Origin of the sequence: Nocardioides cavernae (assembly GCF_016907475.1) — a bacterium.
Taxonomy (GTDB): domain Bacteria; phylum Actinomycetota; class Actinomycetes; order Propionibacteriales; family Nocardioidaceae; genus Nocardioides; species Nocardioides cavernae.
In genome coordinates this window covers 3,593,557-3,613,886 of record NZ_JAFBCA010000001.1, presented here as the reverse complement: position 1 = coordinate 3,613,886, position 20,330 = coordinate 3,593,557, and the positions used below count along the sequence as shown (strand labels likewise).

Genomic DNA, 20,330 nt, shown 5'->3' with positions numbered 1-20,330 from the left:
TGTCCGCGTGCCCCCTCGCCCCGACCGGTCCGACGGCGTCCGACCCGGTGGGGTCTCGCGGTTGCGCGCGATCGACCCGCTGGTGCCCGTGGTGGCCGGGGTGTCCCTGGTGGTCTACGTGCTGCACGGCTTCCAGGGGATGCTGACCCGCGACCTGGGCATCTACAGCTACGCCGGCCAGCAGGTGGCCGACGGCGTCCCGCCCTACCTCGGCGTCCTCAACCGTGCCGGGCCGCTGGCGCACGTGCTGCCGGGGGTGGGGGTGCTCGTGGCACGCCTCGGCGGCCTCGACGACGTCATCACGATGCGCGTGGTCTTCATGCTGATGGCCACCGCCACGGTCTGCGTGTCCTACCTGCTGGGGCGCGACCTGTTCCGGTCCCGGGGTGCCGGCCTGGTGACCGCGAGCGCGATGCTCGCCATCCATGGCTTCATCCAGTACGCCTCCAACGGGCCGCGCGAGAAGACCCCGATGACGCTCTTCGTGATCGGCGCACTGTGGGCGGTGACGCACCGGCGCTGGTTCACCGCGGGCGTCCTGACGAGCCTGGCCACGCTGTGCCTGCAGACGGCGTTCTTCAGCACCTTCACGGCCGTGGCCGTGGGCGCGCTCCTGCTCGCCTCGGGCGGCCGGGTCCGAGCCCTGGCGCGGATCGGTGTCGGCGGTCTGGTGCCCGTGGTCGTGCTCGGCACCTGGTTCGCGCTCGCGGGGTCGCTGCGCGCCACGTGGGACGGCTTCTACGCCATCAACCGTCGCTACACCGTCCCGAACCCGCTCGACGCCGAGCGCGCGCTGGTGTGGGACGACCTGCAGCTCGCCTACGGGGTGACGGTGTGGCTGCTCCTGGCCGGCGCGGTCCTGCTCGTGCTGGTCTCCCTGGCCGCCGTGTCCCGGCGGGCCCGGGCCGCGGAGCCGGGACTGGCGGTGCTGCCCGCCATGGCGGCCGGCCTCGTCGCCGGGCTGGCCTGGATCCTCCAGGAGTACGACGCATGGGCCGACCTGTTCCCAGTGCTGCCGTTCGCGGCTGTCGGGCTGGGGGCCGGTTTCGCGGTCGCCACCCGCGGGCTCGCCGGCCGCAGCCGGGACGTCGTGGCGGGGGTGCTCGCCACCGCCGCCGTCGTCCTCGCACTGACGTACTCGATCTCGACCCGGGACGACTCCCTGCAGGACCAGCGCGAGGCCACGGACGCGGTGCTGGCGACCCTGCCCGCCGGCGCCACCATCACGTCGGTCGAGGCGCCGCAGCCGCTGGTGCTGACGGGCCGGACCAACCCCACGCGCTACCAGATGTTCCGCAGCGGGCTGCAGGACTACATGGAGGACACCTGGCCCGGTGGGCTCGACGGGTTCAAGCGCGACCTCGTCGCGGACGCCCCGGACCTCGTCGCGGTGGGGGAGACGGTCTCGCGTCGCTGGCGCGCGTCGATCCAGCCCGACTACGTCTACGTCGGCAGCGCGCCACTGTGGGACTGGTACGCCCGCGCGTCGCTGGGTGACGAGCAGATCGCCGCGCTGCGGGCGGCTGCCGGCTACGACGCCGACAACCCGCTGGCCGAGCCGCTCGTGCCATGAGTCGACGCAGCGCCCCTCTCCTGCTCGCCGCCGGCTCCATCGCGAGCGGGGTGCTGGCCTACGTGCTGTTCGCCCTCGTCACCCGCGGGCTGGGAGCGAGCGCCGCGGCCCCGGTGTCGGTGCTCTGGACGGTGTGGGCCCTCGCGGCGGCCGCGTTCACCTTCCCGCTGCAGCACTGGATCACCCGGTGCGTCACGGCCGGCCGGGCGGGCGATGTCCGCGGCTCGGCCGGGCGCGTCGCCGCCGTCGTGGTGGCCGCGGCCCTCGCCAGCGGTGCCCTCGCCTGGGTGTTCCGGGACCGGCTCTTCCACCGCGACGACGCGTGGTTCCCCGCACTCGTCGTGCTCGTGGTCCTCGGCTCGGCGGCGGTCGGCGTGCTGCGGGGCAGCCTGGCGGGGCGGGGCCGGATGGGTGCGGTGGCCGCGAGCCTGGTCGCGGAGAACGCGGTGCGGTGCCTCCTCGTGGCGGTGCTGCTGCTGGCGCAGGTGCACGACCCGGTGGCCCACGGCCTGTGCCTGGTGGCCGGGTCGTTGATCGCGCTGTGGCCCGGCGCCTGGCGCTTCGACGAGGCGGGTGCAGGCCGGGGCGGCTCGCTGTCGTTCCTGGGGGGCGCTGCGACGGGGCAGCTGCTCGCGCAGGGTGTGCTGACCGGGGGAGCGGTGGTGCTGGCACTGCTCGGTGGCTCACCCGCGGAGATCACGGCGGTGTTCGCGACACTGGCCTTGTTCCGCGCGCCGTACATGGTCGTGCTGGGCACGCTGCCGCAGGTCACGCACCGCATGACCGGGCTCGTCGAGGCGGGCGACCTGCGTACCCTCCGCCTCCTCGCTGGCAGGCTCGCGGTGCTGGGGGCCGCGGTCGTGGCGCTGGGGGCCGTCATCGGGGGGACCGCAGGTCCGGCACTCGTGCGCGCCGTCTTCGGTGACACCGTCGAGATCGGTCACGGTGACGCCGGGGTCATCGCGACGGGCTGCGCCCTGGCCCTGGTCAACGTCGTGCTGATGGTGGCCGCGCTCGCGCTGGACCGCCCGGGACGGGTCGCCGGCGCCTGGGGCCTCGCCGTGGTCGCGGGCGCGGTCGTGCTGCTGCCGACGACCTGGTTGCTGCCGGTCGAACGCGTCGCGTTCGCGTTCGTCACGGCCGAGGTGGCGGCGACGGTGCTCCTCACGGTGGCCGCGTCGTCGGTGCTCAGGGCCGGGCGGACGACGGCCTGACAGCAGCGACGAACACCGACGAGCCGAAGGGCAGGTCGCGGCGTCGCAGCAGGCGCGCCTCCGCGCGGCACACGCCCATGAGCGCCCGGTCGAGGCCCGGCGAGACCTCGGGAAGGCGCGAGTCGCCGGCGGCGGGAGGACGCAGCCGGCGGCGCAACCGCTCGGCCGCGAAGAGCGGGAACACGCCGCCGAAGGCGTACGTCGCCCGCCGCACCTCCATCCCGGCGCCCTCGACCACCCCGACGATGCCCGCGCGCGTGTAGCGGCGGTGGTGACCGGCCTGGACGTCGTGGTCCGACCACGCCCACTGGTAGGCCGGGACCGAGAGCAGCATCCGCCCGCCGGGCACCAGCACCCGTTGCAGCTCGGACACCGCGCGGGCGTCGTCCGCGCAGTGCTCGACCACGTCGAACGCCGAGACCACGTCGAAGGTCCCGTCCCCGAAGGGCAGCTCGGTCGCCGAGCCGACGACCCCCTCACCGGGCCGCAGGCCGTCCGGGAACAGGTCCAGGCCCACGTGCTGGTGAGCGCCCCGCATCCACCCCACGCTGGGCGCGTCCGCGCTGCCGACGTCGAGCGTGCGGCTCGGGGTCGCGAGGTGCGGCGCCATCACGGCCGCGAGCAGGTCGGTGCGGGCCCGGTGCCACCAGTAGCCCTCGCGTCGCAACGACGACGAGCCCGGCTGCCCGTCCGGTCCGAGCGGGTCGGGTCCGGCGCCCGGAGCGGGGCTCACCGCTCCGGGAGGGTGGCGGTGCTCGCCTCGAGGAAGGCGGCCACCACGCGGTCGAGGTCGGGGTCGGACAGGTTGTTGTGGAAGGGCAGGCGCAGCAGCCGGTCGCCGATGTCCTGGGAGACCGGGCAGTCGGTCTGCCGGACCGCGAAGGAGCGCCCGGCGTCGGAGGTGTGCAGCGGCTGGTAGTGGAAGGTGGCCTGCACGCCCGCCTTGCGCATCAGCTCGAGCACGTCGTTGCGCCGGTCGCGGTGGGACAGCAGGACGTAGAACATGTGGTGGGCCGAGCCGCGGTCGTCGGGCACCCGCATCACCTCGAAGCCCAGCTCGTCGGCGTACGGCGCCAGCGCTGCGGCGTAGCGCTCGCTGACGCGTCGGCGCTTGCCCTGCACCACGTCGCGCTGCTCCAGCTGGCCGAGGAGGTAGGCGGCTAGCACGTCGGAGAGGCCGAACGAGGAGCCGGTGTCCTTCCAGGTGTACTTGTCGACCTGGCCGAGCATGAAGGCGTGGCGGTTGGTGCCCTTGTCGTAGAGCACGCGGGCGCGGTCGACGTCCTCGGGGTCGTTGAGCAGGAGGGCGCCGCCCTCGCCGCACACGAAGTTCTTGGTCTCGTGGAAGCTGAGGGTGGCGAAGCGTCCCAGGCTGCCGAGCGGCTCGCCCCGCCAGGTGCCGAAGAGCCCGTGCGCGTTGTCCTCCACGAGCTGCACCTCCGGCCAGTCGGCCAGGACGTTGCGGATTCCCTGCACGTCGCACGCGACGCCGGCGTAGTGCACGATCACGACCGCCCGCACGTGCTCGTCGAGGAGCGTGGCGAGGTGTGCGGGGTCCAGGCCCAGCGTGTCGGGCTCGATGTCGCAGAAGAGCAGGCCGGCGCCCTGCCGCGCGAACGCCAGGCCCGTGCTGGTGAAGGTGAACGACGGGACGATGACCGTGTCGCCCTCCTGCAGGTCCATCAGCATCGCCGACAGCTCCAGGGCCGCCGTGCACGAGGTGGTCATCAGCACCTCGGCAGAGCCGGAGTCGGCCGCGAGCAGCTCGGCGGTCCGCCGGGCGAAGGCACCCCCGGACGACAGGTGGCCGCCACGGACCACCTCCTGGACGTAGTCGAGCTCGCGCCCCTCCACCGACGGGACGTTGAACGCGATGTCCGGCAGCTCTGCCGCGGGACCGTCCTCGAGCTCCTGTGCCTGTGCCACGGGGGGCACCTCCCTCTCGTCGTTCGTCTCGTCGCGGGTCACCACGGCAGTGGCCTCCCCAGCTGGTCGGCCAGTCGCGCGTTGCTCTCCTTGAAGTACCCCTCGAGCGTGCTCGTCACGCCTGCGTCGAGCACGGGCGCGACGCCCGGCGTCGCATTGACCACCTCGCCGTCGGGGACCGGCGTACGGGCCGGGTCGAGCCCGAGGTCCGCCACGAGCCCGGACAGCACCGCGGGGTCGGCCAGCAGCTCCTCGGTGAACAGCACGTGCGTGGTCGAGGGGAACGTCGCAGACCAGGGCTCGAGCTGCTCGGCGTAGCGACCACGCCGCAGGTAGGCGAAGGGCGACACGGACGAGCGCTGCGGGTCCCACCGCCGGTCGTCGTCGAGGTCGGCGAGCAGGGCGTCCTCGAGGTCGAGGGTCTCGAACCCGTTGGCCGTGCTGAAGCGCCAGTGCGACACCGCCCGGCGCACGGGGTCGCGCAGCAGCACGACCACCTCGGGCTGGCCGAGCATCTCGGCCGCGCGGCCCGGGGCGTGCGGGTCCTCGAGGTAGCTGGTGCTCTTGTCGCCCAGCAGCGTCTCGTCACGGGCGTGCGCGAACCACGTGCGGTGGTAGGACTCCACGCCGCGGGCGGAGAGCGTCGCGTCGCAGAAGACCTTCGGCTCGGGCGGCGACGGTCGGGCCATCGTGACGTCGGGGTGTGCGTCGAGCGCGCGACTCAGGTACGTCGTGCCGCACCGTTGTGCCCCGACGACGAGCAGGTGCCGGTGGTCGCAGCCGCTCACGAGGACACCCGGCGCGCCACGTGGTAGGTGGTGACCGCGCTGACCGCGTTGAGCGTGCGGACGACGTACTCGCCCAGCATCGACAGCAGCATGATGACGAAGCCGTTCATCAGCGCCAGCAGCACCGCGATCGTCGTCCAGCCGGGCACGGACGAGTCCACGAACAGTGCGCGGACGAGGTAGAAGAGGCCGAGCAGGAAGCTGCCGCCGGCGACCGCGAAGCCGATGCCGGCGGCCAGCCGCAGCGGGAACACGGAGTAGCTGAACAGGATGGCCAGCACGAGCGAGGCGATGCGGCGCAGGCCGTAGTTGCTGGTGCCGACCGGTCGGGGGTCGTGACGCACCAGCACGTCGGCGGGGTCGCTGGAGAACATCAGCGCCTGACCCGTGATGTAGGGGTGGGCGGTGCGGGAGCCGCAGATCCGCTCCACCACGTCGCGGCGCAGGATCCGGAAGTTGGACACGGCCAGGCCGGGCGGCTGGTCGAAGACCCGCCGGTTGACCATGCTGATCGCCCTGCTGCCCAGTCGTCGGTAGCCCCGCGCCTGCTTGCGGTCGAAGCGGCCGAAGACGACGTCGTGGCCCTCCATCGCCTTCTCGATGAGCAGCAGCGCCTGGTCGGGCGGGTTCTGCAGGTCGTCGTCGAGGGTGATCACGTAGTCGCCGGTCGCCTCGCGCATGCCGGCGACGTTGGCGTGGTGCTGGCCGTAGTTGCGCAGCAGGTCGAGCGCGACGATGTGCGGGGACGTGCGCGCGCGCTCGGCGATCACGTCCCAGCTGCCGTCCCGGCTGCCGTCGTTGACCAGCACGACCTGGTAGCGCAGCCCCGCGGACTCGAAGACCTCCACGACGCGGTCGACCGTCGATCCCACGACGTCCTGGCTGTTGTAGACGGGGATCACGATGGAGTAGGAGCTGGCTGACCGGTCGGGGGCGGGCGGCACGGGAGCGCTGTGGTCGTCGCCCACCATGCCTCCCGATCGTCGTCCGGTCGTCGCCGCAGGGCGGCTCGTATCGAGCATATGGCCCATCGACCTACCGGGGGGACGGCCGGTCCTGTCGTCCCACCCGCACGGGCGACCGACCGATACCCTCCCCGCACCGCACGACGACAGGAAGTGGCCATGACGGGCTCCCGATCCCCGCGCGTGCGGGCGTGGTCGCCCGTCCGGCACGCGTGGCGGTCGGCATGGCGCCACCGGCGGGGCGAGGCCCTGGCGCTGGTCGCGATCTCAGCGCTGATCACCGCCTGCACCGCCTTCGCCCCGGTGTACGACCGGGCCATGCAACAGTCGTTGGTCGACACACTGCTCGCGCAGGCGACGCCCGCCGACGCGACGGTCACCCTGGTGTCCGAGAGCAACGACTTCGCCGGCGGTACGGAGCCGCGCGACCCGCGGGAGATGGCGGCCCTGATCCCCGACGACCTCGCTGCGCTTCTCGGGCCGGTCGTGCTCGGCCGCGCCGCGATCGTCGTGCCCACGACGGGCGAGGTCCCGCCGTCGGGCCTGCTCCTCTGGCGCGACGGCGCCTGTGAGCACGTACGCCTGCTGAGCGGCGTCTGCCCGAACGCGCCCGGCGAGATCCTGGTGAGCGAGGCGGACGTCGACAACTTCGGGCTGCGGCTCGGCTCGGTCCGCACGGTCGGCTCCTCGATCGCCGACCAGCCCGACATCCGCCTCGAGGTCGTCGGGACCTATGCCCCGCTGCTGGACGACGTGTGGTGGCAGGGCCAGCGCACCGATGGCGTCTCGGCCGTCGTGCACGGGCTCGATCCCTCGGCCAACCACGACGCGTGGTTGACCACCGAGACGACCTTCACCGCCGGCTCGATCATGACGGCGGAGACGTCACAGGCAGGCGCACCCGTGCGCATGGACCATGACGGCGCCGACGTCGACGGCGTGCTCGCGCTGGACGACGGCGTCCGGCAGGTCGCCGACGACCTGCGCGGCGAGGACCTGGAGCTCCGCACCGGCCTCGGCGAGCTGACCGACACCATGCGCACCCAGGTCGACCAGGCCCACCGCACCGTGCCGCTGCTCCTGGCGCCGATGGCGCTGCTGTCGGTGTTCGTGCTCTGGCTGGTGCTCAGCGCCGCCACGTCCTCGCGACGCGGCGAGGTCGCGGTCGCGCGGCTCCGCGGTCGCGGCCCGTCCGGTGCTGCCGGGCTCCTCCTGCTGGAGCTGCTCCCCGCGCTCCTGCTCGGGGTCCTGCCGGGTGCCCTCGTGGCGCTGGCGGGCGGGCTGGTCGTCAGGCGCGTGCTGCCGGGGGCCGCACCGCCCGAGGCCGGGCCCGGGTTCGGCACCGCGCTGCTCAGCGCTGTCGCGGTGATCGTGCTGACCACCCTCGCCGCCGCCGTACGCACGGCCCGCCAGCCCCTGCACGAGGTGGTGCGCAGCGGCCCGGCGCCGAGCGGCCGGTGGGCGCTGGGTGCGGTCGACGCGTTCATCGTCGCGTGCGTCGGCACGGGTGTGGTCGCCTTCGTGACTGGGAGCCTCCAGGGTCCCCTCGCCCTCGTCGGTCCCGCGCTGATCGCACTGCTGACCGGCCTGCTGCTGGCGCACCAGGCCGGTCCTGCCGGTCGGGTGCTCGGCCGCCGCCTGCTGGCGCGCGGTCGCCTGGTCTCGGGCACCAGCCTGCTGGAGGTCGGACGCCGGTCGGAGGGGCGGACGGTGATCGTCGTCCTCACCGTCGCGTGCGCCCTCGCGGTCTTCTCGATGGACGCCCTGGCCATCGGCGAGCGCAACCGCGCCAACGCCAGCCGCCACGACGCCGGCGCCCCGGTCGTGCTCCAGGTCGCGGGCGGCGACATCGACGGGGTGCGAGCGGCGTTGACGGCAGCCGACGCCTCGGGCCGTGCGACGGCCGTCCTGGCCGGACGCGACACCCTCGCCGTCGACCCCGACGAGTTCCGCCAGATCGCGTTCTTCCCGCGCGGTGGTCCGACGGCCGAGGAGTGGCGGGCGATCGCCCCGCCCGACCGTGAGCCGACGGAGATCACCGGCACGCGCGTCTCGCTCGACGTCGAGCCCGGCGCCGGGCTCGCCTCCGGAGACGTCTTCGGCAGCGAGGTCGACGTAGGGCTGAGCCTGGTCGTCACCTCTGCCACCGGCGTACGCCGCACGATCCCGCTCGGAACCCTGCCGGTGGACGGCCCGCGCCAGCGGCTGACAGGCAGGGCCGACGCCTGTGCCGACGGCTGCCGGCTGGCCGCCCTGCAGCTGACGACCGCCCAGGGCGCGGTCGTCCAGGGCGAGCTCGCGCTCGCGGGCCTGCGCGTCGACGGGCGGAAGGTCGCCTGGGCGACCTCGGCCTCGGACTGGAACACCACCGACGACGAAGACACCCTCGTCTCGCCGGTCGACGGCGGTGACGGCACACTGCGGCTCGCGATCGAGGCGAGCGGCTTCTACCCGATCGAGGTCTCCCCGGCCTGGGTTCCGCGGGCGGTTCCAGCGCTGCTGACCGTCGAGCCGCCCCGCGCGTCCCCGGAGCCGCTGGTGCTCGAGGGCGTGGACGGAACCGACCGGTTGGCGGAGGACGCTGGTTCGCTCGTCCTCGTCCCGGCGATGCCCGACGGATCCAGCCTGGTGGACATCGACGCCGCCACCCGCGGTGCGGCGATCACCCGCGACACCCGAGTCGAGGTCTGGATGGAGGACGACGCGAAGCTGGTGGCAGCCGTGCAGACGGCGCTGCGCGACCGGGCGATCGCGCTGACCGACGTACGCCGCTTCTCGACGATCAGTCAGGCGTACGACGACACCGTCGCCAGCTGGAGCCTGGCGCTCGGGGCCGCGGTGGCGCCGGCGGTGATGGTCCTCGCGCTGCTCGTCCTCCTCGTGCTCGCGGCGATCGGCTGGCGGACCCGCGCCCGCGACCTCGCCGTGCTGCGGCTCAACGGGATGGGCGTGCGGACGACCCGCCGCCTGGCCGTCTGGGCACAGCTGTCGGCCGTCATCCCCGCCATCGTCGCCGGAGTGGCAGCAGGCATGGCGGGCGCCGCGCTCGCGATGCCGGACGTGGCGTTCTTCCCCGAGCCGCCGCACGTCCCGGTCGTCGACACGTCGACCTCGTGGCCGGCCGTCCTCGCGGTCACCGCCACCTGTGTCGTGGTGCTGCTCGCGGTGGCCGCCGTCGCGGGCCTGGTGGTGGCCCGCCGAGCCCACGTCGAGCGCGTGAGGGAGGGCGCCTGATGCCCGGACTCGCGATCCGCACCCGCGGCCTGGTGCACATCTACCACGCCGAGGGGCACGACGTCGCGGCGCTGTCCGGGGTCGACCTCGACGTCGCGGCGGGGGAGATGGTCGGGTTGCTGGGCCCGTCCGGGTCGGGCAAGTCGACCCTGATGAGCCTGCTGGCAGGGATCTTCCGCCCGGGCGCCGGCAAGGTGTTCGTCGGAGGGACCGAGCTGTCCACCGCGCCACCGCGCGCGCTCGACCGGCTCCGCGCGACCGAGGTCGGCCTGATGCTCCAGGGCGCGAGCCGCAACCTGCTGCCCCACGCCACCCCGGCCGACAACGTCCGGTTCGCCCAGCAGCAGGCTCTTCGCGCCGGCCGTTCGCTCGCCGACCCGGCTGAGGTGCTCAGCGAGGTCGGGCTCATCGACCAGGCCGACGAGCCGCTCGCGCAGCTGACTCCCGGCGGGTTGCAGCTCGCGGCGGTCGCCGTCGCGGTCTCCACCCGTCCCGGCCTGCTCCTGTGCGACGAGCCGACCAGCCAGCTCGACCACGCCGCGCGCGACCATGTCCTCGCCGCGCTGGCGCACGTGAACACCACCTACGGGACCACCGTCGTCCTGGTCACCCACGACCCCGACGTCGCCCGCGTGCTGCCACGAACGGTCACCATCCGCGACGGCAGGATCGGCGGCGAGGGGCGCAGCGGCGACGAGTACGCCGTGGTCACCGTCGATGGCTTCCTGCCCCTCCTCGGCCACGTCCGCGACAAGCTGCCGCCGGGCACTCTCGTGCGGCTCGACGAGGTCGGCGACCACATCGAGCTCAGGGCCCAGACCGACCAGGAGGAGCGATGAACGACCTCCGGTGCACCGACCTCGGTGTCGCGTACGGCGAGCTCGTCGCCGTACGTCCCCTCGACCTGCAGGTGCTCGGCGGGCAGGTGCTGGCGGTCACCGGCCCGTCGGGTGCCGGCAAGTCGTCGCTGCTGTGGGCGCTGGCGTGTGCCCTGCGCCCGGCGGCCGCCACGGTCACGGGCGCGGTGGAGGTCGACGGCCGGGAGCTCGGCGACCGGGACGACGCTGCCCGGGCTGGGGTCGTGCTGGTTCCGCAGGGCAACGGCCTCAGCGTGACGCTCTCGGCCGAGGAGAGCATCCTCGTCCCGCTGCTCGGGCTCGGCGTGCCCGCCCGCGAAGCGACGGGCCGCGTGACCGAGCAGCTCGCCCGCGTCGGGCTCGCGGAGTTCGGCCGCCACCTCGTCGACCAGCTCTCCGGCGGCCAGCAGCAGCGCGTCGCGCTGGCGCGTGCCTTCGCCCTGCAGCCGCGGGTGCTCCTCGCCGACGAGTCCACCAGCGACCTCGACGCCGGCAACCGCGAGCTGATGATCGCCGCCCTCCTTGAGGAAGCCGCCCGCGGAGCGGCCGTGGTCCTCGCGACCCACGACCCCGAGGCCGCGGCCCGGACCGACGCGGTGCTCGCGCTCGACGAGGGCACGGCGACCTGGGTGCGTCCGCTCACCTGAAGTCGCGCGACGACGCCCGGGCCTGCAGCACCGCTCCCGCGCCGGGCACGACGACGTCGATGCCCTCGACGCGGTCGGCCACGAGGTTGGTGACGCCCTCGTTGCGCTCGAGCCGTCCGCGCACGACCACGGCCACCCTGTTGCGGGCCGCCTGCCGGTGGGCCTTCATCACCCCGATCGAGCACACGATGTTGAGCATGCCGGTCTCGTCCTCGAGGTTGAGGAAGGTGACTCCCATCGCGGTGCCCGGACGCTGGCGGTGGGTGACGAGCCCGCCGACGTGGACCCGCCGGCCGGACTCGGCGTCGGCCAGCTCGGCGACGGACCGGACACCGGCGCGGCGCAGCTCGTCGCGCAGGTGCTCGATCGGGTGGCGGTCGGGTGAGATGCCGGTGGCCCACAGGTCGGCGAGGGTGAGCTCCGGTGCGCTCATCCCGGGCAGCGTCGGCGCGGCAGGCGCGGGGGTGATGCCGGGCAGGTGCTGGGAGCCCTCGGCGAAGCCGGCCGCCCACAGTGCCGATCGCCGGTCGAGCCCCCAGGCGTCGAACGCGCCGGCGGTGGCCAGTGCCTCGAGCTGCGCGGACGTCAGGTCGGCTCGCCGGGAGAGGTCGGTGATGCCGGTGAACGGGGCTTCGTCGCGCGCGGCAACGATCCGGCGCGCGACCTCGAGGCCGATGCCGCGCACCGAGTCCAGCCCCAGGCGTACGGCGAGCGCCCCGTCGCGACGGTGGGCGGGCACCGGGTCGGGGGTGCCCGGCACCCACTCGACCCGCTCGAAGCGGGGCCGGCAGCACGCGTCGAGGCCTGTGGCCGTGGCCGCCTCGGCACCGGACGGGTGGAGCTGCTCGAGGTCGGCCTGCGCGCCCGACAGCGTGACGTCGGGGCGGCGTACGTCGACGTCGTGGCGGCGGGCGTCGTGGACCAGCGACTGCGGGGAGTAGAAGCCCATCGGCTGGTTGCGCAGCAGCCCCGCCAGGAAGGCGGCCGGGTAGTGCAGCTTGAACCACGAGGACGCGTAGACGAGCAGCGCGAAGGACAGGGCGTGCGACTCGGCGAACCCGAAGTTGGCGAAGGACAGGATCTTGACGTAGATCGAGTCGGCGAGGTCGCCGGTGATGCCGCGGCGCTGCATGCCGGCGTAGAGCTTCTGCTTGACCGACTCGATGCGCTCGACGCCCCGCTTGGAGCCCATCGCGCGGCGCAGCAGGTCGGCGTCGTCGCGGCTGCAGTCACCGAGGGTGACCGCCATCGCCATCAGCTGCTCCTGGAACAGCGGCACACCCTTGGTGCGCTCGAGCACCGGCACCAGCTCGGGGTGGTCGTAGGTCACCGGCTCCTGGCCGGTCGCGCGCCGTACGTAGGGGTGCACCGCGCCGCCCTGGATCGGGCCGGGACGGATGAGGGCGATCTCGATGGCGAGGTCGTAGAACTCGCGGGGGCGCAGCCGGGGCAGCGTGCCGATCTGCGCGCGGCTCTCCACCTGGAAGACGCCGATGGAGTCGGCGCGGCACAGCATGTCGTAGACGGCCGGCTCCTCCTTGGGCATCGTCGCGAGGTCCCACTGCTCGCCGAGGTGGTCGGCGACGAGCCGCATCATGTGGTCGAGAGCGCCGAGCATGCCCAGCCCGAGCAGGTCGAACTTGACCAGCCCCATCGACTCGCAGGCGTCCTTGTCCCACTGCAGCACGGTGCGCCGGTCCATCCGGCCCCGTTCGATCGGGCACACCTCACCGATCGGTCGCTCGGTCAGCACCATCCCGCCGGAGTGGATGCCGAGGTGGCGCGGCGCACCCATCAGCTCCTCGGCCAGGGCGACCACCGGGGCGGGCACGTCGTGCGCGTCGGGGTCGCCCTGGTCGCCGGCGACCACGGACTTCCAGCCGTCGATCTGCTTGGACCAGGCGTCCTGCTGGCCGGGGGAGAAGCCGAGCGCCTTGGCGGCGTCGCGCACCGCCATCCGCGGGCGGTAGGCGATGACGTTGGCGACCTGGGCGGCGTTGCGGCGACCGTAGGTGTCGTAGACCCACTGGATGACCTCCTCGCGCCGGTCGGAGTCGAAGTCGACGTCGATGTCGGGCTCCTCGTCGCGGTGCGCGGAGATGAAGCGCTCGAAGGGGAGCTTGTAGAAGACCGCGTCGACGGCGGTGATGCCGAGGGCGTAGCAGACCGCTGAGCTGGCGGCCGATCCTCGGCCCTGGCAGAGGATCTTCCGCCCTCGGGCGAAGGCCACGATGTCGTGGACGATGACGAAGTAGCCGGCGAAGTCCTTCTCGGCGATGACGCGCAGCTCGTGCTCGAGCCGCTCACGCGCCTCCCGCTCGTGGGAGACGCCGGCGTACCTCTCCGCGAAGCCGCGCTCGGCCAGCACCCGCAGCCACGAGTCGGCCGTGTGGCCCTCGGGGATCTGCCGCTTGGGCAGCGCGGGGGAGGCCTTGCGCAGGTCGAAGGCAAGCTCGTCGGCCAGGGTGACGCTGCGCGCCACGGCATGGGGGTACGACGGCAGCGCCGCGGCTGTCTCCGCCCCGCTGCGCAGGTGGGCCGAGCCCGACAGGTCGAGCCAGCCGTCGAGCTCGGCCAGGCTTCGCCGAGCCCGTACGGCTGCCATCGCCGAGGCGAGCCGGTGCTGCTGCGGGGTGGCGTGGTGGACGTTGCCGGCGGCGACGACGTCGAGGCCGTGGACGGCGGCCAGCCCGGCGAGCGAGGCGTTGGTGGCGTCGGCACCGGGGCGCGGGGAGAGCTCGACGAGCACGTGCTCGAGGCCGAAGAGCGACGTCAGCCGGTCGAGCGCCTCGGCCGCCGCCGACTCACCACCCGTCGCGAGCGCCTGTCGCACCGCACCCTTGCGGCAGCCGGTGAGCACCGCCCAGTGGCCGCGCCCCTGCTCGGCCAGCTCGTCGAGGTCGTAGACGGGTCGGCCCTTCTCGTCACCGCGCAGGTGGGCGTCGGTCATCGCCGCGGCCAGCCGGTGGTAGCCCTCGACCCCCCGCGCCAGCACCAGCAGGTGGCTGCCCTCGGGGTCGGGCACGCCGTTCTGCGGCCCGCTGAGTCCGAGCGACAGCTCGGCGCCGTAGATGGTGGGCAGGTCGTAGGCGGCCGCCGCCTCGGCCAGCATGGGGGCGCCGTAGAAGCCGTCGTGGTCGGTGACCGCCAGGGCGTGCAGGCCCAGCCGGACGGCCTCCTCGACGAGCTCGGCGGGCGAGGAGGCGCCGTCGAGGAAGCTGAAGTGGCTGTGGCAGTGCAGCTCGGCGTAGGGGGTGACCGCCGCGGGTCGCTCGATGGAACGGGCCTCGGTCGAGGGGCGCTTGCGACGCGACACCGGGGCGTCGTCGGCACCGGGCAGCCCGCTGAGCCGGCGCTCCAGCTCCTTCCACGGCATGGTGGGGTTGTTCCAGCCCATCACGGTGTCCTTCGGTGGTCGAGCAGCCGAGCGAGGGACGAGCGAGGCGTATCGAGACCCTCAGTCATAGCCCGCCTCCAACGACCAGCCGTCCGGCGCTCGCAGCAGGAGCCAGGCCCGGCCGTCGGCGCCGACGACCTGGAAGCGTGCGGTGGGTCCGGCCCCGCCCGACCACCAGCCCTCATCGGTGGGCCACGGCCCCGCCCACGCCGTCACCGGCTGCCAGGGCAGCTCGCCAGCCTGCCCGGCGACCCGGAAGTGCCTCGGCTCGCCGCTCACCACGCCGCGGTCGGTGACGCACACCGTGCGGCCGCCGTCGTCGACCACCTCGGCGGCCCGGGGAGGGGCGAACACCCGGACCGGTGCCGGCCCGGGCACCCGCCCGGGCCACGGCCGGTCGACCGGGCGCAGGTCGACCGCCCGCTCGCCCCACGGCACCAGCGCCTGCCGCGCCGACGGGCTGCGGCCGCCCTGCAGCACCGGGCGGCGTACGGCGTCGAAGCCGACCATGCCCTGCACCCGAGCCACCCCGCGCTCGACGAGGTCGTCGGAGGCCGACCCCCAGAGTGCCTCGCCGTGCGCGGCCGCCGGCTCGACGAGCTCGGGCACGAAGCGCACCCGGTCGATCGGCGCGTGCACGACGCCCGCGTCCTTGCGGCCGCGCAGGGAGCCGCCGGCCCCGCTCGTGGACCCGGCCGACTGCAGCTGCCAGTGGACGCGGTCGACGAGGTCGCGCGCGCTGAAGTGTCGTGGATGCAGCCACGAGCGAGACGAGCACACGACCCCGTCGGACTCGGCCTCGACTCGCACGCCGGTCGCGACGAGCTGGTGGTGGGCGAGCTGGGTCACGAACCGCTCGGCGGTGGTGCGGACGCTGAACGTGATCGCCTCGACGGAGTCGAGCGGCGGCTCGAACGGCACCTCCGCGTCGAGCTCGGGCGGCGGGGTGCGCGCTGCGAACAGCGTCGGGTCCTCGCCGCGCGCCCTTCTCCGGACCGTGGCGCCGTAGGCACCGAGCCGGTGCTCGACCGCGTCGCCCGGCAGGTCGGCGAGGTCGCCCAGGGTGCGCAGGCCCAGCCGCTGCAGGAGCCCCACGAGCTCGCGACCGCGGGCGCCGTCGTCCTGCAGCACGTGGACGGGCAGTCCGCGCAGGAACGACGGCGACCCACCGGGAGGGACGACCGTCCACGACTGCACGTCCGCCACCCGGGCGGCCTGCTCGGCGGTGAAGAGGTCGTCGGCGATGCCGACCCGCACGTCCCACACTCCCGTCTCGACCAGCGCCTGGCAGGCGGTCGCCGCTGCCGCGGTCTCGCTGCCGTACCAGCTGCCCGGGGCCCGGACGGCGAGCAGCCCGGGACGCAGGGCGGCCACCCCGGGGCGCAGGTCCTCGACCACCGCGAGGACCGGCTCGAAGGCCCGGGCGTCGCGGTCGGGGTTGGTCGGCAGCAGCAACAGCTCGGGACACCGCGCCTGCGCGTCGCGGCGGCGCTGCCCCCGGCGTACGCCCTCGGTGCGGGCGGGACCGTTGCAGACCTCCACGACGTTGGCCGACAGCACCGCGGCGGGGGAGCGGAGCGACCGGTCGGCCTCCTCGAGGGCCGCGACCACGGACCAGTCGGGGCACCACACGACCATGACCCTCATCGCCGGACCTTCATCGTCGGACCCTCGTCATGCCCGTCGGATCTCCCGGACCTCGCCGGCCTGCCGGTCGGAGCCCGGGTCGGCCCGGTGGACGCCCGGCCAGGTCAGGTCGGCGCGTTGGGGTGGCCGCGCGCCGCGGTGCACCGCGACGCGGGCGCGCCGTTCCCGCAGCTCACCGGCTCCGGACGTCGGGCCGGTCCAGACGGACTCCTCGACGCTCAACCGGGCCGACACGCGCGGCCACTGGCCGTGGACGACCAGCACCGCGGACCTCGTGCGCAGCCGGGAGTCCAGGATCCCCGCGGTGCGCTCGTCGACGGTGGCCGGCGGACGCAGCACCACCACCCGCAGCACGTCGACGAGGGCTGCGGTGACCTCGAGCCAGTGCTCGCCGGGGTCGGGCACCAGCACCGTGCGGGACAGCTCGATGCCGAGCTCCGCTGCGGCCTCGGCACCGAAGTCGGCGCACCCGGCGAAGCCGACCCACTCCCCGGCCTGCGAGGCCCCGGCGGCGAGGGCGAGCGCCAGCGACGCCGAGTCGACGGCGTAGGTCGACCCCGCGTGCAGCGGGACCAGGTCGGCCAGCCCCGGCAGGGTCGCCACCGGCTCTCCGGCAGGCCTGCGCTCCATCGCGGCGACCCGCTCGCGCAGCTGCTCGACCACGGACCTGCCCGGGTCGAGCGCGGCGACGGAGCGGGCGGAGGACATGGTTCCATGATCGAACACGTGTTCGAACGAGTCAAGCGAGGGGTCCACTCCTGCCGCCCTGCGGGTGGGCCATCAGACCACGGCCGCCAGGTCGTGGCGAGACGCGGTGCGCTGCGCGGCCCGGAACGGGTCGGGTCTGCTTATGCTGACCGGACTGTCGACGGAAGGGTTGGCGTCGTGTCGATGATCTCGAGGCTCGTGGGGAGCCTGTGCCTGGTGCTGGTGGTCTCGTGGGGCCTGGTGGCTCCCGGGCAGGCGAGCGACGTCGCGTCGTCCGCCGGCCAGCCGGTGGCGGCGAAGCCGAAGCCGAAGAATTGGGAGGCCTTCAGCGGCCCCTTCTTCAACGACCCTCATCTCGCCAAGGGTCACTTCGAGATCGAGCGGCGGGTGATCCAGACCATCAAGAACACGCCCAAGGGCTCGTCGATCAGGATCGCGATCTACTCCTTCGACCGCCTGCCGGTCGCCCACGCGCTGGTGGCGGCCCACCGTCGCGGCGTACAGGTGCAGATGCTCCTCAACGACCACTGGGAGACGCCCGCCATGAAGGTGGTGCGCGCCGAGATCGGCAAGAACCGCAACAAGAACAGCTTCATCTACAAGTGCAAGCAGAGCTGCCGAGGGGCGGCCAACGAGTTCAACAACCTGCACACGAAGTTCTACCTGTTCAGCCAGGCCGGGAAGTCCGAGGACGTCCTGGCGGTGGGCTCGGCCAACATGACGCGCAACGCCGCCATCCACCAGTGGAACGACCTCTACTTCACCGACGGCGACCACGAGATGTTCCGCCATTTCGTGGCGCTCTTCAAGGATATGTCCAAGGACTACGACACCCGTCAGGAGCCGTGGTACTTCTGTGGCGTCCCGACCGGTCCGGCGTGCGACGACTCGGTCGACAAGCACACGGCCGTCGCGTTCCCGCGGGTCTCGCGGCCGAAGGACGACCTGGTGGTCCAGATGCTCGACCGCATCCAGTGCCTGACGCCCGACCCGGTGACCGGCAAGGTCAAGCGCACCCGCCTGGCCCTGTCGATGCACACGATGCGCGGCAACCGCGGCAACTACCTGGCCGAGGCGATCCGCCAGAAGTGGGTCCAGGGGTGCGACGTGCGGGTCAGCTTCGGCCTCATCGGCTACCACACGAAGGGCGTCATCGCCGCCCCCACCAAGCGTGGCCGGATCCCGCTCCGCTCGACGGGGATGGACTACAACACCGACGACAACTTCGACCTGAACAACGACGGCATCGACGACCTGATCCTCGACTACTACAGCCACCAGAAGTACTTCATCGTCCAGGGCACCTACAACGGCGTCCCCGACACCTCGATGGTGCTGACCGGATCGGTGAACTGGTCGAGCCTGAGCACCGCCAACGACGAGGTGTGGTTCACCGTGAAGGGCGCGGTGGTCGCGAACAAGTACCTCAAGAACTTCGACTACCAGTGGAACAACACCCGCAACACCCGCAACGCCTACACGACGACGTACGCCAACTTCCGGGTCCGCCGCGAGGTGCGTCAGCCCGACGGCACCATGCGCACCGTCTGGAAGACCGTCCGTCGCCCGGTCACCACCCTGGATCCCGCCCACTACCTCCCGGGTCCCTACTGGGAAGCCGACTGACGGTCGACGTCACGCCCGCTCGCGCGGGTGCGTCGCGGAAGAGGCGCGTCCGTGCTCGACGACGATCACGGCGAGCGCCACGACGACGCCGAGCAGGGTCTCGACACCGCGGTCGAGGAGGAGTCCGACAGCGTCCTGCGACGACCCGAGCTGGCCCATGAGCAGCGCCATCGGGGTGATGAAGAGCATCGCGATCCCGTAGTTGCGGCCCACGACGAGCTCGGTGACGACCTGCAGGACCACGACCACCAGCACGAGCGACACCGGGTCGAGCCCGAGCAGCAGCAGCGGCGCGGCGGTGAGCAGGCCGAGCACCGTGCCGACGATGCGGTGGGCGGCCCGTACGGCCTGGTGGTCGCGGCCGCTGACGCTCAGGGGAGCGACCGCAGCGACCATCGCCCACCACGGATGGCCGATCCCTGCTGCGGTGGCCGCTCCACCCGCGAGGACCGTGACGAGGAGGTAGCGCAGCGGGTCGACGTACCCCGGTACCCGCCGCAGCGGCGGGGCAGCGGTCCACGGCGTACGACGTGCGACCGCGCCGACGTTGCCGATCACCACGGCGAGGGCCGCGCTCGCCGCGGACACGGCAAGGGCGACCGGGACGTCGGCCGTCGTGGCCGGCACCGCGGAGACGGTGCCGAACGCGAAGAGCAGGAAGAGCGGGCCCGAGGGGTGCCAGTCGAAGACCGTGGACGCCACGGACCCGGCGGCGGCGACGAGTGCGCTGAGCAGGACGAGCGCCCACGGTCCGACTCCCACGGTCGACACCAGCGCCCCGAGCCCGCCGGCGGTGACGAGCGACAGGCCCGCGGTGCACTGCATGGCGGCGCGCGGGAGGTGGACCCGGCTGCGTCCGTAGAGCGCGGTGAACGCGCCGAACGCTGCGTAGACCGCCCACGAGCTCCGGTCGGCCGCGACGAGCGTGAGCAGCGGTACGGCGACGCTGAGGCCGGCGCGGAGCGCGACCCGGTGCTGCCCGGGCGGGACGGGGTTCAGGCGGAACAGGTCACGGGCGAGACCACGCGGACGGACCCGGGAACCACTGGTCCCGGGTCCGTCCGCGAGGGGGGTGCTGGTGCTCGGCGAGGTGATCAGGCGTTCTTGATCGCGGAGACGTCGAACTCGAGCTTGATCTTCTCGGAGACGAGCACGCCGCCGGTCTCGAGCGCGGCGTTCCAGGAGAGGTCCCAGTCCTTGCGGTTGATCGTGGTCGCGCCCTCGAAGCCGACGCGGGTGTTGCCGAACGGGTCGATCGCGGTGCCGGTCTCCTCGAAGGGGATCGTGACCGACTGCGTGGTGCCCTTGATGGTCAGGTCGCCGGTGATCGTCCACTCGACACCGTCGCGCTCGACGGAGGTCGACGCGAACGTGATGGCGTCGTGGTTCTCGACGTCGAAGAAGTCGGCGGAGACCAGGTGGCCGTCGCGGTCGGCGGAGCCGGTGGAGATGCTGGCGGGGCGGATGGTGAGGGAGACGGTCGAGGCGGCCGGGTTCTCGGCGTCGACCTGCGCGGTGCCCTCGAAGTCGGTGAACTGGCCGCGGACGGTGGTCACCATCGCGTGGCGGGCCGAGAAGCCGAGGCGGGAGTGGCTGGCGTCGATGGTGTAGTCACCGGTGAGCGCGTCGCGCTCGGCGACGGCGACGGGCGCGGCGGCCTGGGTGGGCGTCGAGGTGGCGACGTGGGCGGCGGGCTTGGACGTGCGGCGGAAGAACGACATGGGGGCTCCTGAGGGCGAGGGGTTTTG

At 73.4% G+C, this 20,330-nt stretch carries 15 protein-coding genes; 6 read left to right on the top strand and 9 right to left on the bottom strand.

Annotation, left to right across the window (positions count from 1 at the left end; translation table 11 throughout):
* The first annotated feature begins 7 nt into the window (after window positions 1-7).
* Window positions 8-1,573 (top strand): glycosyltransferase family protein, encoded by a 1,566-nt coding sequence (locus JOD65_RS16875; RefSeq protein ID WP_191196062.1) that lies wholly within the window; start codon window positions 8-10, stop codon window positions 1,571-1,573.
* Window positions 1,570-2,787 (top strand): lipopolysaccharide biosynthesis protein, encoded by a 1,218-nt coding sequence (locus tag JOD65_RS16870; protein WP_191196061.1) that lies wholly within the window; start codon window positions 1,570-1,572, stop codon window positions 2,785-2,787. The genes JOD65_RS16875 and JOD65_RS16870 overlap by 4 nt, the downstream gene beginning before the upstream one ends.
* Here the strand turns inward: JOD65_RS16870 and JOD65_RS16865 are convergent.
* From JOD65_RS16865 to JOD65_RS16850, 4 genes are read right to left on the bottom strand one after another with little or no spacing between them, the layout of a single operon-like run.
* Complete coding sequence (locus JOD65_RS16865) at window positions 2,762-3,520, bottom strand: class I SAM-dependent methyltransferase (RefSeq protein ID WP_307821230.1); 759 nt, start codon at window positions 3,518-3,520, stop codon at window positions 2,762-2,764. The two genes, JOD65_RS16870 and JOD65_RS16865, sit on opposite strands and share 26 nt — an antisense overlap.
* Window positions 3,517-4,713: a dTDP-4-amino-4,6-dideoxygalactose transaminase gene (gene rffA, locus JOD65_RS16860; RefSeq protein WP_191196060.1), complete on the bottom strand. Its 1,197-nt coding sequence runs from the start codon at window positions 4,711-4,713 to the stop codon at window positions 3,517-3,519. The genes JOD65_RS16865 and rffA overlap by 4 nt, the downstream gene beginning before the upstream one ends.
* Window positions 4,714-4,751: 38 nt before the next feature.
* Window positions 4,752-5,501, bottom strand: coding sequence for a sulfotransferase family protein (locus tag JOD65_RS16855; RefSeq protein WP_191196059.1), 750 nt, complete (start codon window positions 5,499-5,501; stop codon window positions 4,752-4,754).
* Window positions 5,498-6,472: a glycosyltransferase family 2 protein gene (locus JOD65_RS16850; RefSeq protein ID WP_191196058.1), complete on the bottom strand. Its 975-nt coding sequence runs from the start codon at window positions 6,470-6,472 to the stop codon at window positions 5,498-5,500. The genes JOD65_RS16855 and JOD65_RS16850 overlap by 4 nt, the downstream gene beginning before the upstream one ends.
* A 153-nt stretch (window positions 6,473-6,625) precedes the next feature.
* Between JOD65_RS16850 and JOD65_RS16845 the strand changes: the two genes are divergently transcribed.
* Genes JOD65_RS16845 through JOD65_RS16835 form a run of 3 tightly spaced genes read left to right on the top strand, consistent with a single transcriptional unit; the run spans window position 6,626 to window position 11,204 of the window.
* Window positions 6,626-9,700 carry an FtsX-like permease family protein gene (locus tag JOD65_RS16845; protein ID WP_191196057.1) on the top strand — a complete coding sequence of 1,025 codons (3,075 nt, stop codon included), beginning with the start codon at window positions 6,626-6,628 and terminating at the stop codon, window positions 9,698-9,700.
* Window positions 9,700-10,539 carry an ABC transporter ATP-binding protein gene (locus JOD65_RS16840; protein WP_191196056.1) on the top strand — a complete coding sequence of 280 codons (840 nt, stop codon included), beginning with the start codon at window positions 9,700-9,702 and terminating at the stop codon, window positions 10,537-10,539. The genes JOD65_RS16845 and JOD65_RS16840 overlap by 1 nt, the downstream gene beginning before the upstream one ends.
* Complete coding sequence (locus JOD65_RS16835) at window positions 10,536-11,204, top strand: ABC transporter ATP-binding protein (protein WP_191196055.1); 669 nt, start codon at window positions 10,536-10,538, stop codon at window positions 11,202-11,204. The genes JOD65_RS16840 and JOD65_RS16835 overlap by 4 nt, the downstream gene beginning before the upstream one ends.
* Here the strand turns inward: JOD65_RS16835 and JOD65_RS16830 are convergent.
* From JOD65_RS16830 to imuA', 3 genes are read right to left on the bottom strand one after another with little or no spacing between them, the layout of a single operon-like run.
* Window positions 11,197-14,601 (bottom strand): error-prone DNA polymerase, encoded by a 3,405-nt coding sequence (locus tag JOD65_RS16830; protein ID WP_191196054.1) that lies wholly within the window; start codon window positions 14,599-14,601, stop codon window positions 11,197-11,199. The genes JOD65_RS16835 and JOD65_RS16830 overlap by 8 nt on opposite strands.
* 60 nt (window positions 14,602-14,661) lie before the next feature.
* On the bottom strand, window positions 14,662-16,248 hold the full coding sequence (locus tag JOD65_RS16825) for a Y-family DNA polymerase (RefSeq protein WP_191196053.1): 1,587 nt from the start codon (window positions 16,246-16,248) through the stop codon (window positions 14,662-14,664).
* A gap of 27 nt (window positions 16,249-16,275) precedes the next feature.
* The gene (gene imuA' / locus JOD65_RS16820) at window positions 16,276-16,956 is read right to left on the bottom strand and encodes a DnaE2-dependent mutagenesis accessory factor ImuA' (RefSeq protein WP_191196052.1); all 681 of its coding nucleotides are present in this window, start codon (window positions 16,954-16,956) and stop codon (window positions 16,276-16,278) included.
* Between the two features lie 183 nt (window positions 16,957-17,139).
* Here imuA' and JOD65_RS16815 point away from each other — a divergent pair, with 183 nt between their 5' ends.
* Window positions 17,140-18,582: a phospholipase D-like domain-containing protein gene (locus JOD65_RS16815; RefSeq protein ID WP_224747905.1), complete on the top strand. Its 1,443-nt coding sequence runs from the start codon at window positions 17,140-17,142 to the stop codon at window positions 18,580-18,582.
* A 9-nt stretch (window positions 18,583-18,591) separates the two neighbouring features.
* On the opposite strand, the gene JOD65_RS16810 is transcribed toward JOD65_RS16815, so the two are convergent.
* Together JOD65_RS16810 and JOD65_RS16805 are read right to left on the bottom strand one after the other, a co-directional pair.
* Window positions 18,592-19,407, bottom strand: a complete 816-nt coding sequence (locus JOD65_RS16810) for an FUSC family protein (RefSeq protein WP_191196050.1) — start codon at window positions 19,405-19,407, stop codon at window positions 18,592-18,594.
* 269 nt (window positions 19,408-19,676) lie between these two features.
* Window positions 19,677-20,303 (bottom strand): YceI family protein, encoded by a 627-nt coding sequence (locus JOD65_RS16805; RefSeq protein ID WP_191196049.1) that lies wholly within the window; start codon window positions 20,301-20,303, stop codon window positions 19,677-19,679.
* Window positions 20,304-20,330: the final 27 nt, after the last annotated feature.

Bases quoted from the DNA above. Each gene is read 5' to 3' on its own strand.
- JOD65_RS16815 (WP_224747905.1), top strand. From the start codon at position 17,140: ATGATCTCGAGGCTCGTGGGGAGCCTGTGCCTGGTGCTGGTGGTCTCG.
- JOD65_RS16870 (WP_191196061.1), top strand. From the start codon at position 1,570: ATGAGTCGACGCAGCGCCCCTCTCCTGCTCGCCGCCGGCTCCATCGCG.
- JOD65_RS16840 (WP_191196056.1), top strand. From the start codon at position 9,700: ATGCCCGGACTCGCGATCCGCACCCGCGGCCTGGTGCACATCTACCAC.
- JOD65_RS16830 (WP_191196054.1), bottom strand. From the start codon at position 14,601: ATGGGCTGGAACAACCCCACCATGCCGTGGAAGGAGCTGGAGCGCCGG.
- imuA' (WP_191196052.1), bottom strand. From the start codon at position 16,956: ATGTCCTCCGCCCGCTCCGTCGCCGCGCTCGACCCGGGCAGGTCCGTG.
- JOD65_RS16805 (WP_191196049.1), bottom strand. From the start codon at position 20,303: ATGTCGTTCTTCCGCCGCACGTCCAAGCCCGCCGCCCACGTCGCCACC.
- JOD65_RS16845 (WP_191196057.1), top strand. From the start codon at position 6,626: ATGACGGGCTCCCGATCCCCGCGCGTGCGGGCGTGGTCGCCCGTCCGG.
- JOD65_RS16835 (WP_191196055.1), top strand. From the start codon at position 10,536: ATGAACGACCTCCGGTGCACCGACCTCGGTGTCGCGTACGGCGAGCTC.
- JOD65_RS16810 (WP_191196050.1), bottom strand. From the start codon at position 19,407: ATGCAGTGCACCGCGGGCCTGTCGCTCGTCACCGCCGGCGGGCTCGGG.
- JOD65_RS16850 (WP_191196058.1), bottom strand. From the start codon at position 6,472: ATGGTGGGCGACGACCACAGCGCTCCCGTGCCGCCCGCCCCCGACCGG.
- JOD65_RS16825 (WP_191196053.1), bottom strand. From the start codon at position 16,248: ATGAGGGTCATGGTCGTGTGGTGCCCCGACTGGTCCGTGGTCGCGGCC.